Origin of the sequence: Streptomyces sp. DT224, from assembly GCF_049844595.1 — a bacterium.
In the GTDB taxonomy this organism is placed as follows: Bacteria; Actinomycetota; Actinomycetes; order Streptomycetales; family Streptomycetaceae; genus Streptomyces.
On the sequence record NZ_JBNCLI010000008.1, the window covers coordinates 1 to 21,286 of the forward strand.

Annotated in this window: 18 protein-coding genes; 11 read left to right on the plus strand and 7 right to left on the minus strand. The window is 74.3% G+C overall.

All coding sequences use genetic code 11. The features are described from left to right. Window positions 1–130 precede the first annotated feature (130 nt). Window positions 131–457, minus strand: a complete 327-nt coding sequence (locus tag ACLQ2N_RS20565; protein WP_425815754.1) for a plasmid stabilization protein — start codon at window positions 455–457, stop codon at window positions 131–133. A 292-nt stretch (window positions 458–749) separates the two neighbouring features. Here ACLQ2N_RS20565 and ACLQ2N_RS20570 point away from each other — a divergent pair, with 292 nt between their 5' ends. Genes ACLQ2N_RS20570 through ACLQ2N_RS20600 form a run of 7 tightly spaced genes read left to right on the plus strand, consistent with a single transcriptional unit; the run spans window position 750 to window position 11,150 of the window. Continuing rightward, the gene (locus ACLQ2N_RS20570) at window positions 750–3,869 is read left to right on the plus strand and encodes an FAD-binding and (Fe-S)-binding domain-containing protein (RefSeq protein WP_425815064.1); all 3,120 of its coding nucleotides are present in this window, start codon (window positions 750–752) and stop codon (window positions 3,867–3,869) included. Window positions 3,870–3,880: 11 nt separating this feature from the next. Beyond that, window positions 3,881–5,686 (plus strand): thiamine pyrophosphate-requiring protein, encoded by a 1,806-nt coding sequence (locus tag ACLQ2N_RS20575; RefSeq protein ID WP_425815066.1) that lies wholly within the window; start codon window positions 3,881–3,883, stop codon window positions 5,684–5,686. After that, on the plus strand, window positions 5,683–6,810 hold the full coding sequence (locus ACLQ2N_RS20580; RefSeq protein WP_425815068.1) for an enolase C-terminal domain-like protein: 1,128 nt from the start codon (window positions 5,683–5,685) through the stop codon (window positions 6,808–6,810). The genes ACLQ2N_RS20575 and ACLQ2N_RS20580 overlap by 4 nt, the downstream gene beginning before the upstream one ends. Before the next feature lie 25 nt (window positions 6,811–6,835). Further along, a complete protein-coding gene (locus ACLQ2N_RS20585; RefSeq protein ID WP_425815070.1) occupies window positions 6,836–8,632 on the plus strand; it encodes a glycoside hydrolase family 15 protein in 1,797 nt (598 codons plus the stop codon). Further along, entirely contained in the window at window positions 8,629–9,633 is a 1,005-nt protein-coding gene (locus ACLQ2N_RS20590) for an SDR family oxidoreductase (protein WP_425815072.1), read from the plus strand. The genes ACLQ2N_RS20585 and ACLQ2N_RS20590 overlap by 4 nt, the downstream gene beginning before the upstream one ends. A 4-nt stretch (window positions 9,634–9,637) precedes the next feature. Beyond that, window positions 9,638–10,522, plus strand: coding sequence for a non-homologous end-joining DNA ligase (gene ligD, locus ACLQ2N_RS20595; RefSeq protein WP_425815074.1), 885 nt, complete (start codon window positions 9,638–9,640; stop codon window positions 10,520–10,522). 19 nt (window positions 10,523–10,541) lie between these two features. Next, complete coding sequence (locus tag ACLQ2N_RS20600) at window positions 10,542–11,150, plus strand: endonuclease (protein ID WP_425815076.1); 609 nt, start codon at window positions 10,542–10,544, stop codon at window positions 11,148–11,150. A gap of 12 nt (window positions 11,151–11,162) precedes the next feature. Here ACLQ2N_RS20600 and ACLQ2N_RS20605 read toward each other — a convergent pair whose 3' ends face one another. Then, a complete protein-coding gene (locus ACLQ2N_RS20605) occupies window positions 11,163–12,557 on the minus strand; it encodes a hypothetical protein (RefSeq protein WP_425815078.1) in 1,395 nt (464 codons plus the stop codon). Between the two features lie 165 nt (window positions 12,558–12,722). Between ACLQ2N_RS20605 and ACLQ2N_RS20610 the strand changes: the two genes are divergently transcribed. Further along, complete coding sequence (locus tag ACLQ2N_RS20610; RefSeq protein WP_425815080.1) at window positions 12,723–14,024, plus strand: molybdopterin-dependent oxidoreductase; 1,302 nt, start codon at window positions 12,723–12,725, stop codon at window positions 14,022–14,024. Window positions 14,025–14,349: 325 nt separating this feature from the next. On the opposite strand, the gene ACLQ2N_RS20615 is transcribed toward ACLQ2N_RS20610, so the two are convergent. Genes ACLQ2N_RS20615 through ACLQ2N_RS20625 form a run of 3 tightly spaced genes read right to left on the minus strand, consistent with a single transcriptional unit; the run spans window position 14,350 to window position 16,621 of the window. Next, a complete protein-coding gene (locus ACLQ2N_RS20615; RefSeq protein ID WP_425815082.1) occupies window positions 14,350–15,255 on the minus strand; it encodes a class I SAM-dependent DNA methyltransferase in 906 nt (301 codons plus the stop codon). After that, on the minus strand, window positions 15,252–15,920 hold the full coding sequence (locus ACLQ2N_RS20620; protein WP_425815084.1) for a TIGR04282 family arsenosugar biosynthesis glycosyltransferase: 669 nt from the start codon (window positions 15,918–15,920) through the stop codon (window positions 15,252–15,254). Before ACLQ2N_RS20620 ends, ACLQ2N_RS20615 begins: the two co-directional genes overlap by 4 nt. Next, window positions 15,917–16,621, minus strand: coding sequence for a glycosyltransferase family 2 protein (locus tag ACLQ2N_RS20625; protein ID WP_425815086.1), 705 nt, complete (start codon window positions 16,619–16,621; stop codon window positions 15,917–15,919). The genes ACLQ2N_RS20620 and ACLQ2N_RS20625 overlap by 4 nt, the downstream gene beginning before the upstream one ends. A gap of 123 nt (window positions 16,622–16,744) precedes the next feature. On the opposite strand from ACLQ2N_RS20625, the gene ACLQ2N_RS20630 reads away from it, so the two are divergent. Both ACLQ2N_RS20630 and ACLQ2N_RS20635 read left to right on the plus strand, forming a co-directional pair. Further along, window positions 16,745–17,518 (plus strand): response regulator transcription factor, encoded by a 774-nt coding sequence (locus ACLQ2N_RS20630; RefSeq protein ID WP_425815088.1) that lies wholly within the window; start codon window positions 16,745–16,747, stop codon window positions 17,516–17,518. After that, a complete protein-coding gene (locus tag ACLQ2N_RS20635; RefSeq protein ID WP_425815090.1) occupies window positions 17,515–18,621 on the plus strand; it encodes a sensor histidine kinase in 1,107 nt (368 codons plus the stop codon). The genes ACLQ2N_RS20630 and ACLQ2N_RS20635 overlap by 4 nt, the downstream gene beginning before the upstream one ends. Before the next feature lie 23 nt (window positions 18,622–18,644). On the opposite strand, the gene ACLQ2N_RS20640 is transcribed toward ACLQ2N_RS20635, so the two are convergent. After that, the gene (locus tag ACLQ2N_RS20640) at window positions 18,645–19,724 is read right to left on the minus strand and encodes an NAD-dependent epimerase/dehydratase family protein (protein WP_425815092.1); all 1,080 of its coding nucleotides are present in this window, start codon (window positions 19,722–19,724) and stop codon (window positions 18,645–18,647) included. Window positions 19,725–19,801: 77 nt separating this feature from the next. Further along, a complete protein-coding gene (locus ACLQ2N_RS20645; RefSeq protein WP_073967342.1) occupies window positions 19,802–20,212 on the minus strand; it encodes a VOC family protein in 411 nt (136 codons plus the stop codon). 225 nt (window positions 20,213–20,437) lie between these two features. Here ACLQ2N_RS20645 and ACLQ2N_RS20650 point away from each other — a divergent pair, with 225 nt between their 5' ends. Continuing rightward, the gene (locus tag ACLQ2N_RS20650) at window positions 20,438–21,280 is read left to right on the plus strand and encodes a DUF4157 domain-containing protein (RefSeq protein WP_425815095.1); all 843 of its coding nucleotides are present in this window, start codon (window positions 20,438–20,440) and stop codon (window positions 21,278–21,280) included. Window positions 21,281–21,286: the final 6 nt, after the last annotated feature.

Here is a 21,286-nt window from a genome sequence, read left to right on the forward strand (position 1 = left end):
GCGGGGCGCGACTCCGCCGCGCGGATGGGGTCGTTGCTGGCGCGGGTGCTGGACCGGATCTGAGGGTCTCGCGGGGGGGGGCGCCCCCCCCCCCCCCCCCCAAAAAAGGTTTCGGCCACGCCCCGCCGATTCAGCGGCTGACGGCCTTCAGGAGCTGCTCCTTGTTCATCGTGGAGCGGCCCTCGATGTTCTTCTTCTTCGCCTCTTCGTACAGCTGGTCCTTCGTGCGGCCCTGCGCCCCCTTGTGCGAGCGCTCACCGCCGCGCTGGGAGGCCGACTTGGGGTCGCGCGTGGACGTCCTGCTCGCCGTCTTCGACTCGCCGGAACGGGCACGCTCCTTGTTCACCGTGCGGGCGGCGATCTCCTTGGCACGCTTCTCGGACGTGCCGCGCTTCTCCGCGCCCTCCTTCACGTGCTCGTACTGACGCTCGCGCTTGGGGCTCGATCCTGCCGGCATGACGCCGTCCTCCTCGCTCTCGTCCTCGGCCACTCGGGCCCGGTCCGGGGTCACCACCCGGGTTGCCGGGCGGCCACGTCCGAAACATGGCACCGCCGCGGCGGGGGCGCCCACCGGGTCGCGCGCTCGGGTGACCTCCACGGCTGCCCGTACGGCCGGCCGACCGGTTCCTCGGGGCCGATCGGGGTCATTCACCGAGCCGCCCATAAGTGAACCCGCCGACTTCGGGTACCGGGGTCTCCGCGAGGCCGGGCCACCCCGGCGCGCGCCGGACGACGAGGAGGAGCGACGGATGGCCACGGGAGGGAACGCCCCGGCGGACGGGCAGCACGGTACGGATACGGACCCGGCGCCCGCGCCCGACGTGCGGGCCCTCCGCCGTGAGCTGGAACGGCGCGTCGACGGCGAGGTCCGCTTCGACGCCGGCAGCAGGGGCGCCTACGCGACAGACGGCTCCAACTACCGGCAGGTGCCCATCGGAGTCGTCGTCCCCCGCACGGTGGACGCGGGCGCCCAGGCGGTCGCCGTCTGCGCCCGGCACGGCGTACCGGTGCTGTCCCGGGGCGGCGGGACCAGCCTCGCCGGGCAGTGCACCAACGCCGCCGTCGTCATCGACTGGACCAAGTACTGCCACCACCTCGTCTCCGTGGACGAGGCCGCCCGCACCTGCGTGGTGGAGCCCGGCATCGTGCTGGACGAACTGAACCGGCGGCTGGCGGACCGCGGCCTGCGGTTCGGCCCGAAACCCTCGACGCACAGCCACTGCTCACTGGGCGGAATGATCGGCAACAACTCCTGCGGCGCGTCCGCGCAGGCGTACGGCAAGACCGTCGACAACGTCCGGCGGCTGGAGATCCTGACCTACGACGGACTCCGCTGCTGGGTGGGCCCCACCTCCGACGCGGAGTTCGCGGAGATCGTCGGAGCGGGCGGCCGCCGAGCCGAGGTGTATCAGGGCCTGCGCCGGATCATCGACGCGCACCTGGCCGACGTCCGCCAGGGGTTCCCCGGCATCCCGCGCCGCGTCTCCGGCTACAACCTCGACTCGCTGCTGCCGGAGAAGGGCTTCGACGTGGCCCGCGCCCTCGTCGGCAGCGAGGGCACCCTCGTCACCGTCCTGCGCGCCGAGCTCGACCTGGTCCCCGTCCCGCCCCACGAGGCGATGCTCGTCCTCGGCTACCCCGACATCTGCGCGGCCGCCGACGAGGTGCCGCGCCTGCTGGAACACAGCTCTCCGACCCAGCTGGAGGCGCTGGACGGCCGGATGGCGCAGCTCATGCGCGAGGAGGACAGCCACGTCGCATCGCTGGACACCTTCCCCGAGGGCGACAGCTGGCTGCTGCTCCAGTTCAGCGGGGACACCCAGGAGGACGTGGACCGGCAGGCGCGCGACCTGCTGAAGGCGCTCGGCCGCGCCGAGGACGACCCCACGGTGACCTTCTCCGACGACCCGCCGCGCGAGCGCCGGATGCTCAAGGCGCGGGAGGCCGGGCTCGGCGTGACCGCCCGGCCGCCGGACGGACGGGAGACGTGGGAGGGCTGGGAGGACTCCGCCGTTCCGCCCGAACGGCTCGGCGACTACCTGCGCGACCTGAAGAAGCTCTTCGCCGAGTTCGACTACGACCACCCCTCCCTCTACGGCCACTTCGGGCAGGGCTGCGTGCACACCCGCATCCCCTTCGCGCTCAAGACCGCCGAGGGCGTCGCGTCCTTCCGGGAGTTCCTCTTCCGGGCGGCCGACCTCGTCGTCTCGTACGGCGGTTCGCTCTCCGGAGAGCACGGCGACGGGCAGTCGCGCGGCGAACTGCTGCCCCGCATGTACGGTGAACGGCTCGTCGCCGCGTTCGGCGAGGTCAAGGCCCTGCTGGATCCCGACAACCGGATGAATCCCGGCAAGGTCACCGACCCGTACCGCACCGACGAGAACCTGCGGCTGGGTCCGCACTGGCGCCCCGCGAACGACGAGACGCACTTCCACTACCCGGACGACGAGGGCTCCTTCAACCGGGCCGTCATGCGGTGCGTCGGCATCGGCAACTGCCGCTCCCACAGCGGTGGTGTGATGTGTCCCTCCTACCGGGCGACGAGGGAGGAGGAGCACTCCACCCGGGGGCGGGCCCGGCTGCTCTTCGAGATGCTGGGCGGCCACCGGGACACCCCCGTCACCGACGGCTGGCGCTCCACCGAGGTCCGCGACGCGCTCGACCTCTGCCTCGCGTGCAAGGGCTGCAAGTCCGACTGCCCGGTGGGCGTCGACATGGCCACGTACAAGTCCGAATTCCTGGCCCACCACTACGCGGGCCGGCTGCGCCCCACCGCCCACTACTCGCTGGGCTGGCTGCCCCTGTGGGCCCGGCTCTCCCGCATCGCACCCCGCCTGGTCAACGCCGCGCTCGACGCCCCCGGACTCCGCCGTGTCGCCAAGCGGGTCGCCGGGGTCGCCGACGAACGGCAGCCGCCCGCGTTCGCCGAGGAGTCGTTCGTCCAGTGGTGGCGGGCGCGCGGCCTGCCGGAGCCCGACCCGGCGGACGCCCGGACCGTGGTGCTGTGGCCGGACACCTTCACCTCCTCCTTCCACCCCGGCATCGCCCGGTCGGCGGTCCGCGTCCTGGAGGATGCAGGATTCCGGGTCGCCGTCCCGGAGCGGGCCGTGTGCTGCGGGCTCACCTGGATCTCCACCGGACAGCCCGCCACCGCGAAGAAGGTGCTGCGCCGGACCGCCGAGGTGCTGCGGCCGTGGATCGAGGCCGGCACGCCGATCGTCGGCCTGGAACCGTCCTGCACGGCCGTCTTCCGGTCCGACGCGCCGGAGCTGATGCCGCACGACCAGGACATCCAGCGCCTCGCCGGGCAGTTCCGCACCTTCGCCGAACTCCTGGTCAACGACGCCCCCGACGGCTGGCGGCCACCCGTCCTCACCCGGCGGGCCACCGTGCAGACGCACTGCCACCAGCACGCCGTCACCCAGTTCGACGCGGACCGCGAACTCATGCGCCGGGCCGGGCTCGACGCCGAGGTCCTGGACGAGGGCTGCTGCGGCCTCGCCGGCAACTTCGGCTTCGAACGCGGCCACTACGGCCTGTCCATGGACATCGGCGAGCAGGGCGTCCTGCCCGCCGTCCGGGGCGCAGCCCCCGACGCGCTGGTCGTCGCCGACGGATTCAGCTGCCGCACCCAGATCGAGCAGGGCGGGACCGGCCGCCGCGCCATGCACCTGGCCGAAGCACTCGCCCTCGGACTCGACGGGCCGCTGCCCGCCGACCACCCCGAGAAGGCCACCGCGCGCCCCGCCCGCCCGGCCCCCGCCGCGAGCCGGCTGGTGACGGGCGCCGCGCTCACCGCACTGACCGCACTCGGCACGGCCGCGTACGCCGCCCTGCGCCGGAACCGAAGCACGACGCACCACCGATAGGAGAGCGAACCATGGCGACCAAGGTCTCCGACTACGTCCTTCAGAGGCTGCGCGAATGGGACGTCGACCACGTCTTCGCCTACGCCGGCGACGGGATCAACGGACTGCTCGCCGCCTGGGGGAGGGCCGAGAACAAGCCGAAGTTCGTCCAGGCGCGGCACGAGGAGATGGCCGCGTTCCAGGCCGTCGGCTACGCGAAGTTCTCCGGCAAGGCCGGCGTCTGCGCCGCCACCTCGGGCCCCGGAGCGATCCACCTGCTCAACGGCCTGTACGACGCCAAGCTGGACCACGTGCCCGTCGTCGCGATCGTCGGCCAGACCAACCGCAGCGCGATGGGCGGCTCCTACCAGCAGGAGGTGGACCTGCTCAGCCTCTACAAGGACGTGGCCTCCGAGTTCTGCGAGATGGTCACCGTCCCCGAACAGCTGCCCAACGTCATCGACCGGGCCATGCGCACCGCGTACGCCAAGCGCACCGTGACCGCCGTCATCATCCCGGCCGACGTCCAGGAACTGGACTACTCGCCGCCCACCCACGCGTTCAAGATGGTGCCCTCCAGCCTCGGCGCGAGCGCGTACGCGCCCGTCCCCGCCGAGGACGACATCGCCCGCGCCGCGGAAGTCCTGAACGCGGGCGAGAAGGTCGCGATCCTCGTCGGACAGGGCGCGCGCGGCGCACGCGCCGAGGTCGAGCGGCTGGCCGAGGTGCTGGGCGCCGGAGTCGCCAAGGCGCTGCTCGGCAAGGACGTCCTGCCCGACGACCTGCCGTACGTGACCGGCTCCATCGGGCTGCTCGGCACCCGCCCCAGCTACGAGCTGATGCAGGAGTGCGACACCCTGCTGGTGATCGGCTCCAGCTTCCCGTACACCCAGTTCCTGCCCGAACTCGACCAGGCCCGTGCGGTACAGATCGACATCGACCCCTTCATGATCGGTCTGCGCTACCCGTTCGAGGTCAACCTGATCGGTGACGCCCGCGCCACCCTCGACGCCCTGCTGCCGCGCCTCAAGCGCAAGAAGCACGGCTCCTGGCGGAAGAAGATCGAGAAGGACACCGCCAAGTGGTGGGAGGTCATGAAGGGCCGCGCCGCGGTCGAGGCCGACCCGGTCAACCCCGAGTACGTCGTGCACGCACTCGACGCGCTCCTCCCGGACGACGTCATCGTGGCCGCCGACTCCGGCTCGGCCGCCAACTGGTACGCCCGGCATCTGCGCTTCCGGGGCAACATGCGCGGTTCCCTGTCCGGCACGCTCGCCACCATGGGACCCGGCGTGCCGTACGTCATCGGCGCCAAGTTCGCCCACCCCGGCCGGCCGGCCATCGCGATCGTGGGCGACGGGGCGATGCAGATGAACGGCATGGCGGAGCTCATCACGATCGCCAAGTACTGGCGCGAGTGGGACAACCCCCGCCTGATCGTCGCCGTCCTCAACAACGAGGACCTCAACCAGGTCACCTGGGAGATGCGCGCCATGTCCGGCGCCCCCCAGTTCCTGCCCTCCCAGTCCCTGCCCGACGTGCGCTACGCCGACTTCGCCCGCTCGGTCGGCCTGGACGGCGTCCGCGTCGAGAAGCCCGGCCAGGTCGAGGACGCCTGGCACCGCGCCCTGGCCTGCGACCGGCCGTTCGTCATCGACTTCCGGACCGACCCGGCCGTACCGCCGATCCCGCCGCACGCCAGCCTGGACCAGATCGAGGCCGCCGCGTCCGCCATCGTCAAGGGCGACAGCGACCGCGTGGGCATGGTGCGCCAGGGCCTCAAGGCCAAGGTCCAGGAGATGCTGCCCGGCCACCATGACGGGTCCTCGGACAAGTGACCCCGCGCCCCGGCGACGCGGACGCCCCCCTGATCGACCGGGTGGAGACCGCCGTCTACACCGTGCCCACCGACGCCTCCGAGGGCGACGGCACCCTGACCTGGGACGAGACCACGCTTGTCCTGGTCAGGGTCGGCTCCGGCCCGACGAGCGGCCTCGGCTACACCTACGGGGCGCCCGCCACCGCCGCGGCCGTCGACCAGCTGCTGGCCGGGGTGGTCACGGGACGCAGCGCCTGGGACGTGCCCGCCGCCAACGAGGCCATGAGCCGGGCCGTCCGCAACGCCGGGCGCCCCGGACTCGTCGCCCAGGCACTGTCCGCCGTGGACATCGCCCTCTGGGACCTCAAGGCCCGCCTCCTGGACCTGCCGCTGACCCGTCTCCTCGGGGCGAGCGTCCAGGAGGTCCCCGTCTACGGCAGCGGCGGCTTCACCCCGTACGACGACAGCCGGCAGGACCGGCAGCTGCGCGGCTGGGCGGAGGCCCAGGGCATCCCCCGCGTCAAGATCAAGATCGGCGAGTCCTGGGGCCGCGAGGAACAGCGCGACCTCGACCGGATCGCGAAGGCCCGCCGCAGCATCGGGGACAGCACCGAGCTGTACGTGGACGCCAACGGGGCCTACACCCGCAAACAGGCCGTCCGGGTGGCGCGTTGCTTCGAGGAACACGGGGTGACCTGGTACGAGGAACCCGTCTCCTCCGACGACCCGGCCGGGCTCGCCCAGATCAAGGCGGCCACGACGGCCGACGTGACAGCCGGTGAATACGGCTACGCCCTGCCGTACTTCTGGCAGCTGGTCACCGCCGGCGCCGTGGACTGCCTCCAGGCGGACGCCACCCGCTGCGGCGGCATCACCGTCTGGCTGCGCGCCGCCGCGCTCGCCGAGGCCGCCGGTCTCGGCCTCTCCGGGCACTGCGCCCCGCACGTCCACGCCCACGCCGCGGCGGCCGTACCCAACCTCCGCCACCTGGAGTGGTTCCACGACCACGTCCGCATCGAGGACATGTTCTTCGACGGGGTGCTCGACCCGGCCGGCGGCGCCGTACGCCCCGGCGCGTCCGGTGCCCCCGGGCACGGCCTGGAACTGCGCGCCCGGGCCGCGGAACGCTACCGCGTCCGGTGACCGGCCGGACGCCACGAGGAGGCGCATGACCCGCCCGCACCCCCCGCACCGCAACCCGCCGCCCCACGTACTGCGCGAGTACGCCCTCATCGCCGACGGGGAGCGGGGCGCGCTCGTCGGCCCCCAGGGCGACATCGCCTGGCTGTGCGCCCCGCGCTGGGACTCCGGCGCGGTCTTCGCCGCCCTCATCGGCGGCCCCGGCCACTACACCGTCATGCCCGGCGAGCGCTTCGTATGGGGCGGCTCCTACGAGTCCGGGACACTGATCTGGCGCAACCGCTGGGTCACCACCGCCGGTGTCATCGAGTGCCGCGAGGCCCTGGCCTTCCCCGGCGACGCACGGCACGCCGTCCTGCTGCGCCGGATCCACGCCGTGGAGGGCGACGCCCGGGTGACCGTACGCCTCGAACCGCACGCGGACTTCGGCGCGCACCGCTCGCGGGACGTGCGGCGCGAGCGGCCCGGGGTGTGGACCGGGCGCACCGGCCCCCTGCACTGGCGGTGGACCGGGGCCGAGGCCGCCCACCCCGTCCGCGACGGCCACCGCACGGGCCTGGCGGCCGAACTGACCGTCCCGGCGGGCGGCCACCACGACCTGGTCCTCGAACTCTGCGAGAACGAGGACCGTGTCCGGCGCGGCGAACCGGTGGACCCGGACCGGGCCTGGCACGCCACCCAGGACGCCTGGGCCCGCGCCGCCGAGCCGCTGTCCGACTCCCTCGCCCCCGACGACGCACGCCACGCCCACACCGTGCTGCGCGGCCTCACCAGCGCCTCCGGCGGCATGGTCGCCGCGGCCACCACCAGCCTGCCCGAGCGCGCCGAGGCGGGCCGCAACTACGACTACCGGTACGTGTGGATCCGCGACCAGTGCTACGCCGGGCAGGCCGCGGCGGCGGCCGGCGCGCACCGGCTGACCGACGACGCCGTCCGCTTCGTCGCAGCCCGCCTCCACGAGGACGGCCCCCGGCTCGCGCCCGCCTACACCGTCACCGGCGCCCCCGTACCCGGCCAGGAGACGCTGCCGCTCCCCGGCTACCCGGGCGGCGGGAACCGGATCGGCAACCACGTCAACCGGCAGTTCCAGCTCGACGCGTTCGGCGAGGCGCTGCTCCTGTTCGCCGCCGCGGCCCGGAACGGCCGGCTCGGCCCGGACGGGCGGCGGGCGGCGGACATCGCGGTCGCGGCCGTCGAACGGCGCCACCACGAGCCGGACGCGGGCATCTGGGAGCTGGACGACCGGGCCTGGACGCACAGCAGGCTCATCTGCGTGGCGGGCCTGCGCGCCATGGCCGCGAACGTCCGCTGCGCGCAGGCGGCCTCCTGGGCCGGGCTCGCCGACACGCTCCTCGCCCGGACGGCGGCCACCAGCACCCACCCGACCGGGCGCTGGCAGCGCGCTCCCGACGACCCCGGACCCGACGCCGCCCTGCTGATGCCCGCGATCCGGGGCGGTGTCTCCGCCCGCGACCCCCGGACCGTCCGCACGCTCGACGCCTACCGCGCCGAGCTGACCCACGACCACTACGCGTACCGCTTCCGGCACGACGAACGCCCCCTCGCCGAGGCGGAGGGAGCGTTCCTGCTGTGCGGCCACCTGATGGCGCTCGCCGAGCACCAGCAGGGCAACGACCGCGAGGCCCTGCGCTGGTTCGAGCGCAACCGGGCGGCCTGCGGGCCACCCGGCCTGTTCACCGAGGAGTACGACATCGGCCAGCGGCAGCTGCGCGGCAACCTCCCGCAGGCGTTCGTCCACGCGCTGATGCTCGAAACCTCCGTCCGCCTCGCCGCACCGGCCCCCACCGAAGGAGAGACACCGTGAGCCAGAGCGTCGTCATCACAGGAGCGAGCGCGGGTATCGGCCGGGCGGTGGCCCGCGCCTTCGGGGCGCGCGGGGCCGACGTGGCCCTGCTCGCCCGGGGCCGGGCCGGTCTCGACGCGGCCGCCCGTGAGGTGGAGGAGGCCGGCGGGCGCGCGCTGGCCGTCCCCACCGATGTGTCCGACCACCGCGCGGTCGAGGCCGCGGCGAACGAGGCCGTGCACGCCTTCGGCCGGATCGACGTCTGGGTCAACTGCGGCTTCACCTCGGTCTTCGCGCCCTTCACCGAGATCGAGCCCGAGGAATACGAGCGCGTCACCCAGGTCACGTACCTCGGGTTCGTCAACGGCACCCGGGCCGCCCTCACACACATGAGCCCGCGTGACGCCGGGACGATCATCCAGGTCGGCTCGGCGCTCGGCGAACGGTCGATCCCGCTCCAGTCGGCGTACTGCGGGGCCAAGCACGCCATCAACGGCTTCACCTCGTCCCTGCGCACCGAACTCATGCACCAGGGCAGCGGCATCCGGGTGACCGTGGTCCAGATGCCGGCCGTCAACACCCCCCAGTTCTCCTGGGTCCTCTCCCGGGTGCGCGGCAACCCGCAGCCCGTCCCCCCGATCTACCAGCCCGAAGTCGCCGCCGAGGCCGTGCTGTACGCCGCCGACCACCCGGGCCGCAAGCAGTACTACGTGGGCTCCAGCACGGTCGCGACCCTCGTCGCCAACAAGTTCGCGGCGGGCCTGCTCGACCGCTACCTCGCGCGGACCGGCTTCGACTCCCAGCAGTCCGGCGACGCCTCCGACACCAGCCGCGAGAACAACCTGTGGCAGCCGGAGGACGACTCCACCGACCACGGCGCGCACGGCACCTTCGACCAGGAGTCCCACCGGCGCGACCCGCAGCTGTGGGTCTCCCGGCACCCGGCCCTCGCCGCGGTCATGGCAGCGGGGGCCGCCTGCGGCGCCACGGCCCTCGGCAGGCGCGCGGTCCGGGGCCGGTGAGCACATGACGGCACACCGGATTCCCGAGATCAGCCGCCCGGAGAAGGTCCTCTTCCCGGACGACGGCATCACCAAGGCCGACCTCGCCGGCTACTACCGCACGGTGGCCCCCCGGATGCTGCCCCACCTGCGGGACCGCCCTCTCATGCTGGAGCGCTTCCCCGACGGCATCGGCGGCCACGGCTTCATGCAGAAGGACGTGCCCGCCTCCTTCCCCGACTGGATCCACCGCGCCGAACTCCCCAAGGAGGGCGGCACCGTCACCTACCCGATCGCCGACGACACCGCCACGCTCGTCCACCTCGCCGGGCAGGCGAGCATCACCCCGCACCGCTTCCTCTCCCGCGCCGACCGGCCTCACCACCCGGACCGGATGGTGTTCGACCTCGATCCGCCCGGCGACGACTTCGCCCCGGTCCGCGAGGCGGCGCGCGGACTGCACGGACTCCTGGACGAACTGGAGCTGCCGTCCCTCGTCATGACCACGGGCTCGCGCGGACTCCACGTCGTGGTGGCGCTCGACCGCCGGGACGACTTCGACGCCGTACGGGAGTTCGCCCGCGCGGTCGCCGACGCGCTCGTCACCCGCGACCCCGACCGCCTCACCACGGAGGCCCGGAAGAAGGCCCGCGGTGACCGCCTCTACCTCGACGTCCAGCGCAACGCCTACGCCCAGACCGCCGTCGCACCCTACGCGGTCCGGGCCCGCCCCGGAGCCCCCGTCGCCGCGCCTCTGGCCTGGGAGGACATCGACGACCCGGCGCTCGACGCCCGCCGCTGGACCCTGCGGGACGCCGACGCGCTCGTGGACCGGGACCCCTGGCACCGCCCCCCGCGGCCCCGTTCGCTCGGCCGGGCCCGCACCCTGCTCGACGCGCTCACCGCGTAGAACCGAACGGAGCACCACCGTGTCCACCACCACGACCGTGCGGAACCTGCTGGACGAGCACGGGCAGACCTACGCCGAGGAAGCCGGCATCCGGCTCCGCGACACGCCCATGCCGCTCTACCAGCTGCTGACCCTGTGCGCCCTGTTCTCGGTCCCCATCAAGGCCGGCATGGCGGTCGCCGCCGCCCGCGAACTCTTCGCCGCCGGAATGCGCACCCCCCACGCCATGGTGGAGGCCTCCTGGCAGGACCGGGTCGACGCGCTGGGCCGCGCCCACTACCGGCGTTACGACGAGAGCACTGCCACGGCCCTCGGCGAGGGCGCGCAGCTCGTACTCGACCGGTACCACGGCGACCTGCGAAGGCTCCGCGACGAAGCCGGCGGAGATCCGGAGAAGCTGCGCGAACTGCTCACGGAGTTCCCCCGGATCGGGCCCGTGGGCGCCGACATCTTCAGCCGCGAGGCGCAGGGGCTGTGGCCCGAACTGCGCCCCGCCTTCGACCAGCGCGCCCAGGACGCGGCCGAGGAGCTGGGGCTGCCGCGCTCACCGGAGAAGCTGGCCGGCCTGGTCGCCGACGCGGACCTGCCCCGGCTGGCCGCAGCCCTGGTCCGGGCCGGGCTGGAGTGACCGGCCCCGCCGTCACCAGCCCGTCCAGAGCAGATGGTTGACGGCCAGGGCCACCACGGCCTGGACGGCGAGCCAGCCCCGTCGGCCCCGGCCGGGCAGGAGCGCCGCCGCGGGCAGCAGCCAGACCATGAACGGCTGCCAGATCCGCTCGGTCTCCGCCTTGCTCATCCCCGACAGGTCGGCCGCCAGCAGCAGGAGCAGAGCCACGAGCACCAGCGGAACCAGCCGGTCCACCGGGCTCGCCTCCCCGCCGCGCAGCGCCCGTACGGCACCCGGCGCACCCGCGAAGGCGCGGCGCAGCCCCGCGACCGCCGCCGGGCCCACGGCGATCACGGTGCAGGCGAGGTTCGCCCACACCCAGTACCCGTACGGCCGGAACCCGCCCGCGCCCTGGTGGTAGCGCTCCACGAGTACGTGGTACGCCTCCCACCAGTTGAAGCCCGCCGCCGTGAACACGGCCGGCACCACCACGGCCCCGAGCAGCGCGAGCGGCAGCGGCCGGAGGGTGCCGGTGAGGACGAGGACGGCCAGGAGCAGGAGCGCGATCAGCGCCAGCCCGTAACTCAGATAGCAGACCCAGCCGTAGAGGAGGCCCGCGCCCAGCGCGGCGGCCCCCGGGCTTCGCACCGTACGTGTCGCCGCCAGGGTCAGCAGTGCGACGGACCAGGCGGCCACCGCCGCGAAATAGGCGTCCGCCGAGGTCCCGGCCCAGACCGCGATCGGGGCCAGGACGAGGAACGGCGCCGCGCGCCGGGCGATGTCCTCACCGGCCAGGGCCCGCACCGTGACCAGCACGGCGATCAGGGCGGACGCGGCGGTCAGAACGCACCAGACCCCGGCCCAGGCGCCGCCGCCGAGACCGGCCCGGTCCAGGAACACGAAGGTGAGCGTGGCGCCCGGCGGATGACCGGCGACATGGGTGGGCCAGTTGCCCGGCGGGCCGATCAGGATGTGCGTGTCGAACGTGCGCAGCGCGGCGCCGATGTCCCCGAAGCGGTCGATGACCCGCAGATACTCGTGTTTGGTGGTCAGCCGCTCGGCGACGCCCCGGCCCCAGCCGTCGATCAGCGCGAGCGAGAAGATCCACGCCAGCGAGCAGGCGTAGGCCGTGAGGAGCAAGGATCGCCAGCGCAGCCGCCGGGCGAGGAGCGGCCCGTACGCGATCACGGCGACGGCCACGACCGGAGCGGCCACCGTCCCCGGGCCCGTGTGCGGGTACCAGGACGCCAGCAGCGGCGGCCAGTGCACGTACAGCGTCCGCGCGTAGTCCTCGACGGCCCGTCCGCCGAGGGCGGCGGCGACCACGAGCAGGGCGCCCGCCCCGGCGGCCACCAGATCCCAGCGCTGCCCGGAGTTCCTGGCGGTGTCCGGTCCGGTACGGGGCTCGATGCGGTCCTCGGTCTTCACGCAGGCACCGTACGCACCGGGACGCCGCGACGGCGGGTACCGGCGGGGCGCGTCACACAACCGTCAGATTCATGACCCCGGCCGTACGTTCGCCAGGGTGACGTCATCGTTTCGTCAGGAGTCGCGCCCACCGAATGCGCAGGCCACGGGCATAGCGTCGGGCCCATGGGCGACAGCCGTCGGAAGACTCCGACATCCTCCTTGGTTTCCTCCCGGCCCCGCGCCGCCGCGCTCCTCGAACGGCTGCCGACGGCACCCGGCTTCTGGCGCAGCCCCGTGCGCGGTGTGCCGTTCACCGCCGTGCTCGGGCTCGTCCTGCTCGCCGGGATCACGCTGCTCTTCGTGACCGGCCTGCTGTCGTACGCCGCGTACAACCCGGATCTCGCCCCGGTCAACGACAAGACGCCGGACAAGGGGCTGCTCGGCTTCTACCTCTTCCCCTGGCCCACCTCGCCGCACTGGCTCTACCGGCTGACGCAGGGACTCCACGTCACCCTCGGGATCGTCCTCGTCCCCGTGCTGCTGGCCAAGCTCTGGTCCGTGGTGCCCCGGCTCTTCACCCTGCCCCCGGCCCGGTCCCTCGCCCATGCGCTGGAACGGATCTCGCTGCTCCTGCTGGTGGGCGGTGCGCTCTTCGAGTTCGTGACCGGGCTGCTCAACATCCAGCTGGAGTACCTGTTCCCCGGCTCCTTCTACCCACTGCACTTCTACGGGGCATGGGTGTTCTTCGCCGCCTTCCTCGCCCACGCCGGACTGCGCACCCCGCAGGCCGTACGGGTACTGCGGTCGGGCGGACTCAACGGGCCGGTCTCCGGCGACGTGCTGGAGTCGCCCGCCCCGGCCCCGCCGACCCTGACCCGGCGCGGCGCCCTCGCCATGGTGGGCGCGGGATCCTTGCTCCTGCTGGTCACCTCGGCGGGCCGGAGCTTCGACGGGCCCCTGCGCCGCCTCGCCGTGCTCACCCCGCGCGGCGCCGCCGAACCGGGGTCCGGCCCGGGCGGCTTCCAGATCAACAAGACCGCCGCCGCCGTCGGGATCACCACCGCCGACACCGGCGAGGGCTGGTGGCTCACCGTCAGCGGCCCGGCCGGCGACCTGCGGCTCGGCCGGGAACAGCTGCTGGCCATGGAGCAGCACAGCGCGGCCCTGCCCATCGCCTGCGTGGAGGGCTGGTCCACCTCGGACCAGTGGTGGCGCGGGGTGCGGCTGAGCGACCTGGCGGCCCTCGCGGGGTACCCGGACCGGCCGCCCGGGGTGCTGGTGGAGTCCCTTCAGCGCAGCGGCCCCTTCCGCCGGGCGGCGCTCCGGGACAACCAGGTGCGCGACCCGCGCTCGCTGCTGGCGCTCCAGGCCAACGGCGAGGATCTGTCACCCGACCACGGATACCCGGCCCGGATCATCGTGCCCGCCGCCCCCGGGGTACTCAACACCAAATGGGTGGCCCGGCTGACCTTCGGAGAACTGTGAACCCCACCGGCCCCCGTGCCCTCCTGAGCCGCCGCTACGGAGCGGGGCCCCTGCACCTCGTACTCCTGGCCGCCTCCTTCGCACTCGCCGGATACGCGGGCGTACGCCTGCTCGCCGGCGACTGGCTCGGCGTCACCCTGTGGTTCGTGGGTGCGGCCCTGATCCACGACCTGGTGCTCGTACCGCTGTACGCCTCGGTGGACCTGGCGCTGCGCCGGGGCCTCGGACGGCGAAGGCCGGCCTCCGTCAACTACGTACGGGTGCCGGCCTTCCTGTCCGGGCTGCTGCTGCTCGTGTGGTTGCCGCTGATCGCGCGGCCGAAGCGCTACGAGCCGGCGAGCGGACTGTCCCCCGATGTGTTCCTGGGGAACTGGCTGCTGACCACGGCCGCGCTGTTCCTGCTGTCGGCGCTGTGGTTCGGGGGCCGGACGCTCCGGCTCCGCCGCAGGGCGACGAAGGCGCGGCCGTCCGCCTCCCACTGACCCTCGGCCCGCAGCCCGTGCGGGCGGGCGTACCCCAGCAGGGCGCAGGAGCCGAGGCGCGCCCACGGGAAGAGCCCAGCGGCCGCACCCTTTTCCGGGGCACGCCCGTCGTCCAGCCGCACCCGGACCCGCTCGTCCAGGTCGTGCGGCACGGTCTCCGCGATGAGGAGGCCGCCCGGCGCGAGGAGTTCCGCCGCCCGGCGCAGCAGCCGGTCCGGGTCGCCGCCGATCCCGATGTTGCCGTCGGCGAGCAGTACGGTGCCCCAGCGGCCCTCCCCGGGCAGCGGATCGAACACCGACCGGCGCAGCGCGTACCCGCCGAGCCGGACCGTCCGGGCGACCGCCGCCTCGCTGACGTCGATCCCGAGGGCGCGGTGGCCGCGCGCCGCGAGTGCGGCGACCAGCCGGCCGGGCCCGCACCCGATGTCCAGGACCGGGCCCTCGCAGCGCCGCAGCGCCGACAGGTCCGCCGCGTCGGCCCCGGAGCACCAGCGCTCGACGTCCAGCGGCAGCAGCCAGCCGTCCGTACGGCGCAGGAACAGTGGCCCGTGCCCGTTGCGCAGGGCGTTGGCGTACGGGTCGGTGCCCCACGCGTCGGCCTCCGGGTGGGCGGGGGCCTGGGACGCGGTGATCCGGGGCGCGGGTCCGGCGCCCGGGTCCGCGGGCGCGGCTTCCACGCCGACGAGCCCGGCGCCCGGGTCCGCGGGCGGGTGGACCAGCACGTTCCGCTCCTGGCCGGTGCGGCTCATCGGACAGCCGTCCGGCGCGTCCGGGCCAGTTCGGCGGCGAACCGCCCGTCCGGCGCGAGCGCCGCGACCTCCGCCGCGTCGGCCGCCGTGTCCACGTCCCGCAGCCGGGGCAGGTCCCGCACGGTCAGCCCGGCGTCGACCAGCCGGCGCCGCTGCACCGCACCCGTCTCCGGCACGGACATCGGCACCCCGCGCAGCAGCCCGGGGTCGGGCTCCGCCAGGCCCAGCGCCCAGAACCCGCCGTCCTCCGCCGGGCCGAACCAGGCACCGCACGCGTCCCAGGCCCCGGGGGCCAGTGCGGGGGCCAGATCGGCCGCCGTGATCTGAGGGGTGTCCATCCCGATCAGCAGCGTCGGCCCCGTGCACGCCCCGAACGCGGCGGCCAGCCGCTCGTCCAGCCCGCCCGCCCCCTGCCGCACGACCTCGATGCCCGGCGGCAGCCACGGTCCGGGCGCCCCCGCCAGGACGACGGCGCGCCGGGCGGCCGGCAGGGCCAGGACGGTGTGCAGGGTGTCGGCGAGCGCCGCCTCCGCGAGGCGCGCGGCCTCGGCGGGGGAGAAGGGCGGGGTGAGCCGGGTCTTGACCCGCCCGGGCAGCGGCTCCTTCGCGATGACCAGCACGGTCGTCGCACCGGCCGGCCCGGGTCCGGGCGCCGCCGCGCTCACTGGGGCACTCCCGCCGGGACCGGCGGCTCGGCCAGCACGGCCCGCATGTCGCGGACCGCGTGCCAGGTGCCCAGCCAGGTACCGGTGACCTTCGACTTGCCGGTACGCGCGAGGTACGGGACGTCCGTCTCGGCCACCCTCAGCCCTGCGTCGGCCGCCCGCACTACCATCTGCAAGGGGTAGCCGCTGCGCCGGTCGGTCAGCCCGAGCGCCAGCAGATCCGCGCGGCGGCCGGCGCGCATGGGACCCAGGTCCCGCAGCCGCAGCCCGGTCCGGCGGTGCAGCATCCGGGACAGCGCGGCGTTCCCGGCCCGCGCGTGTGCCGGCCAGGCCCCGCGCTCCTGGGGGCGCCGCCGCCCGAGCAGCAGATCGCACTCGCCGTCGGCCACCCGGCGTACGAAGCCGGTGAGGAGCGCGGGGTCCAGCGAGCCGTCGCAGTCGCAGAAGCAGACGAACTCCGCCTCGCAGGCGAGCAGCCCGGCATGGCAGGCCGCGCCGAAACCGCGCCGGGGCTCGTGCACCACGGTCGCACCCAGCGCACGGGCCACGTCGGCGGAGCCGTCGGTCGAGCCGTTGTCCACCACGACCGCCCGCCAGCCCCGGGGCACCCGGGCCAGCACGCCGGGCAGGGCCGCGGCCTCGTCAAGACAGGGGAGGACGATGTCGGCGCGGGGGCCTGAGTCATCGGAAGGAAGGATCACCCGGCTCACCCTACGGAGCGAAAACCGGCATTTCGGGCTTTGGATTCTTACGAAACATGGACGTCGCCCGCCACCGGCCGCCCGCGTTTCCGGCCGCGCCGCCCCGGATGCCAGGGTGGATCCATGCAGAAGCCCCCGGACACACCGCCGCCCGTCCCCGCAGGCGAGGCGCCCACCGTCGCCCCGGCGCGCGGCCATGTCCTCGTCGTGGACGACGACCCGACCGTCGCCGAAGTCGTCGCGGGATACCTGAGCGGGGCCGGCTACGACGTCGCCCGGGCGGCCGACGGACCCGCCGCGCTCGCGCTGTACGCGGCCCGCCGGCCGGACCTGGCCGTCCTCGACCTCATGCTCCCCGGCATGGACGGCTTCGAGGTCTGCCGCCGGATGCGGGCCCAGGGGCCGGTGCCCGTCATCATGCTCACCGCGCGCGGCGACGAGGACGACCGCATCCTCGGCCTCGAAACCGGCGCCGACGACTACGTCACCAAGCCGTTCAGCCCCCGCGAGCTCGTCCTGCGGGTCGACTCCGTGCTGCGGCGCGCCAGGGCGGCGGCGGTCCCCGCCGGACAGCCCCGGCTGCTGGAAGGCGCGGGGCTCGTCCTCGACCCGGCGGCCCGGAGCGCGACCTGCCGGGGCGGGCGGCTGGCCCTCACGCTCCGCGAGTTCGACCTGCTCGCCTTCCTCCTGCGCCACCCGGGCCGGGTCTTCACCCGGGAGGAGCTGATGCGCGAGGTCTGGGGCTGGGACTTCGGGGACCTGTCCACCGTCACCGTGCACGTGCGGCGGCTGCGCGGGAAGATCGAGACCGACCCGGCCCACCCGGAGCTGATCCGTACGGTCTGGGGCGTCGGCTACCGCCTCGACCTCCCCGTCGGCGCGGGAACCCCGTCATGACCGACCTGCTCCTCATCGCCCTCTGCGCCTTCCTCGGCGCCGCAGCCGCCGGACTGCTCGGGGCGTTCGCGCTGCGCCTCACCCGGCACCGCTCACTGGTCGTCTCCCTGAGCATCGTGGCCGCCGTGGCCGTCACCGCGATGCTCGCCGGAACCCTGGTGGTCGCCTGGGCGATGTTCCTGTCACCGCACGACCTGAGCGTGGTGACGACCGTCGTCGCCATGGCCGCCGTCGTCTCCCTCGTCACGGCGATGCTGCTCGGCCGCTGGGTCGCCGCCCGCAGCCGCGAGCTGACCCTCGCCGCCCGCTCCTTCGGCGACGGCGGGACCTTCGCGGCGCCCGAGGCGCCGGCCACCGCCGAACTGGCCGCCCTCACCCGCGAACTCGCCGCCACCAGCGCCAAGCTGGACAGTTCGCGGATGCGGGAACGCGCCCTGGAGACCTCGCGGCGCGAACTCGTCGCCTGGATCTCGCACGACCTGCGCACCCCGCTGGCGGGGCTGCGGGCCATGTCCGAGGCGCTGGAGGACGGCATGGCCGTCGACTCGCCGCGCTATCTGCGCCAGATCCGTACCGAGGTCGAGCGGATGAACGACATGGTCGGCGACCTCTTCGAGCTCTCCCGCATCCACGCGGGCTCGCTCGCGCTGACCCCCACCCGCGTCTCCGTCTACGACCTGGTGGGCGACGCCCTCGCCGGTGCGGACCCGCTCGCGCGCGAGCACGGGGTGCGGCTGGTCGGCGGACGGATCGAGGAGGTGCCCGTGGAGGTGGACGGCAAGGAGATGAGCCGGGTCCTGGGAAACCTCCTGATCAACGCGATCCGCCGGACGCCCGCCGACGGCACGGTCGCCGTCGCCGCCCACCGCGCGCCGGACGGGGTGGTCCTCTCGGTGACCGACGGCTGCGGCGGCATCCCGGAGGAGGACCTGCCGAGGGTCTTCGACACCGGGTGGCGCGGCAGCCATGCCCGAACACCTCCGGCCGGCGCGGGCCTCGGACTCGCCATCGTGCGCGGCATCGTCGAGGCCCACGCGGGCCGGGCGGAGGTCCGCAACGTCACCGGCGGCTGCTGCTTCGAGGTGACGCTGCCCCCGGCGTGAGCCCGAGAGCCGTTCGGCCGGGATCAGGCCGGCAGCCCCGCCCCGGTCTCCCGCAGCGGCGCCGCCGCGAAATCGGCCATGCCCTCGGCGAACCCCACGGCGGGCCGCCAGCCCAGTTCCTCGCGCAGCCGCCGCGAGTCCGCCGTCACATGGCGTACGTCCCCGAGCCGGAACTCACCGGTCACCACCGGCGCCGGACCGCCGTGGGCCGCCGCCAGCGCCCCCGCCATCTCGCCGATGGTGTGCGGCTCTCCGCTCCCGGTGTTGTACGCCGCGAAGCTGCCGGGAGTGCGGACGCCGACGGCCTCCAGCGCCACCGTGTTCGCGGCGGCCACATCGCGTACATGGATGAAGTCGCGCCGCTGCCCGCCGTCCTCGAAGACGCGCGGCGCCTCGCCCCGGGCCAGCGCCGACCGGAAGAACGACGCGACACCCGCGTACGGCGTGTCCCGGGGCATCCCGGGCCCGTACACGTTGTGGTAGCGCAGCGCGACCGCGGTCCCGCCCGTCGCCCGTGCCCAGGACGCGGCGAGATGCTCCTGCGCCAGCTTCGTCGCGGCGTACACGTTGCGCGGGTCGGCCGGCGCGTCCTCCCCCACGAGCCCGGGGACCAGTGCCGCCCCGCAGTCCGGGCAGCGCGGCTCGAAGCGGCCCGCCGCCAGGTCGGCCGCGTCGCGGGGCCCTGGGCGGACGGTGCCGTGGCGCGTACACGCGTAACGGCCCTCGCCGTACACGACCATCGACCCGGCGAGCACCAGGCTCCGCACCCCGGCCCCGGCCATCGCGGCGAGCAGGACGGCGGTGCCGAGGTCGTTGCACCCCACGTACTCCGGGGCGTCCGCGAAGTCCTTGCCCAGGCCGACCATCGCCGCCTGGTGGCACACCGCGTCGACGCCGTACAGCGCACGGTCCACGGCCCCGCGGTCCCGTACGTCGGCGACGATCAACCGCCCGTCGTCACCTCCGGCCGGATGGTGCGCAAAGGGGCCGTGTGCCGAGGGGAGCAGTGCGTCGAGCACCACCGCCTCGTGCCCGGCCGAGGCGAGACCGCGGACGATCTCCGAACCGATGAACCCGGCACCGCCGGTGACAAGTACGCGCATGCGGGCCACGCTAGGACGTGCACGGTCCCGTCACGTGCCTTGGAGACGGCACGTCACGGGACCGTAAGCCTTCGGCCCTAGCGCAGTTCCTGGATGCGGACCAGGTTGCCCGCCGGGTCGCGGAACGCGCAGTCGCGGATGCCGTACGGCTGCTCGGTCGGCTCCTGGACCACCTCCGCGTCACCTGCCTGGACCTTCTCGAAGGTGGCGTCCAGGTCGCGGGTGGCGAGCAGGATCCAGCCGTAGGTGCCCTTGGCCATCATCTCGGTGATGGTGCGCCGCTCGTCGTCCGTGACCCCCGGGTCCGCGGCCGGCGGCGCCAGCAGGATGGAGGTGCTCGGCTGGTCCTTCGGGCCGACGGTGATCCAGCGCATCTTGCCCTGGCCGACGTCGTTGCGGACCTCGAAGCCGAGCGTGTCGCGGTAGAACGCGAGGGACTCCTCCGGGTCGTCGTGCGGGAGGAAGCTGGTGTGAATGGTGATGTCCATGAAGATCATGCTAGGCACGGGTCCGACGCCGCGCTTCTCGAATCCTGACCGGTTCCCCGCAGCCCCGCCGGCGGCCTTCCGGACCGCCCCGCTGCCCGAAGAGGCACCCCGCCGTGCCCCGCACCGGACGGGACCGGGCTGGACGGGGCAGCGACGCGTCCCCCAGGGTGGAAGGCCGGCAGGAGCGGGCGGTCCGCCGAGGCCGCCCCGGTGCGGTCAGGGGAGATGACGGTGAACGCACAGGACCATGACCACGAGCACGAGCACCATGCGAAGCCCCTGGAGACCGGGGAGGACCATGAGCGGCCGGCGGCCGGCCCCCCGCGCGACGCGACGGCCGAGGCGCCCGCCGCCTCCGACGCCCACCACCTCTTCCGGGCCGCCGCCACCGGCCGGACCGACGTGGTGGGCACCGCGGGCATGGGCGTCCTCCAGCGCACGGTCGGCAACGCCGCGCTCGGACCGGTGCTCCAGCGCGCCCGGGCGGCGGCACCGGAGCAGGCCGAGGAGGCGCAACCGCGCTCGCCCGTGCACGACGTCGTCTCCTCCGGCGGCGGCACCCCCCTCGACACCGAGACCCGGGTGGACCTGGAGAACCGGATGGGAGCCGACTTCTCCGACGTACGCATCCACAACGACTCGGCCGCGCACGAATCGGCGAAGGGCGTCGGCGCGCACGCCTACACCGTGGGCAACAACGTCGTCTTCCAGCGGGACGCCTACGACCCCACCTCGCCCCAGGGCCGTACCACCCTGGCGCACGAGCTGACCCATGTCATCCAGCAGCGCAGCGGGCCCGTCGAAGGCACCGAGGCGCCCGGCGGCATCCGGGTCAGCGACCCCTCCGACCGCTTCGAACGCGAGGCCGTCGCCAACGCCGACCGGGTGCTCTCCGACCCGGCCCCGGTCCCCCAGGCGGCCCCCACCACCGCGCCCTCCGCGGCGGCGCCCGCCGTCCAGCGCGCGGCCACGGAGGACGAGGACGAGCAGCCCGCCGACGTCCAGGGCTCGTTCGTGCAACGCGCGGAGGAGAAGAGCCCGGAAGAGGAAGAGGAGAGCCCCGCCTGACGGGGC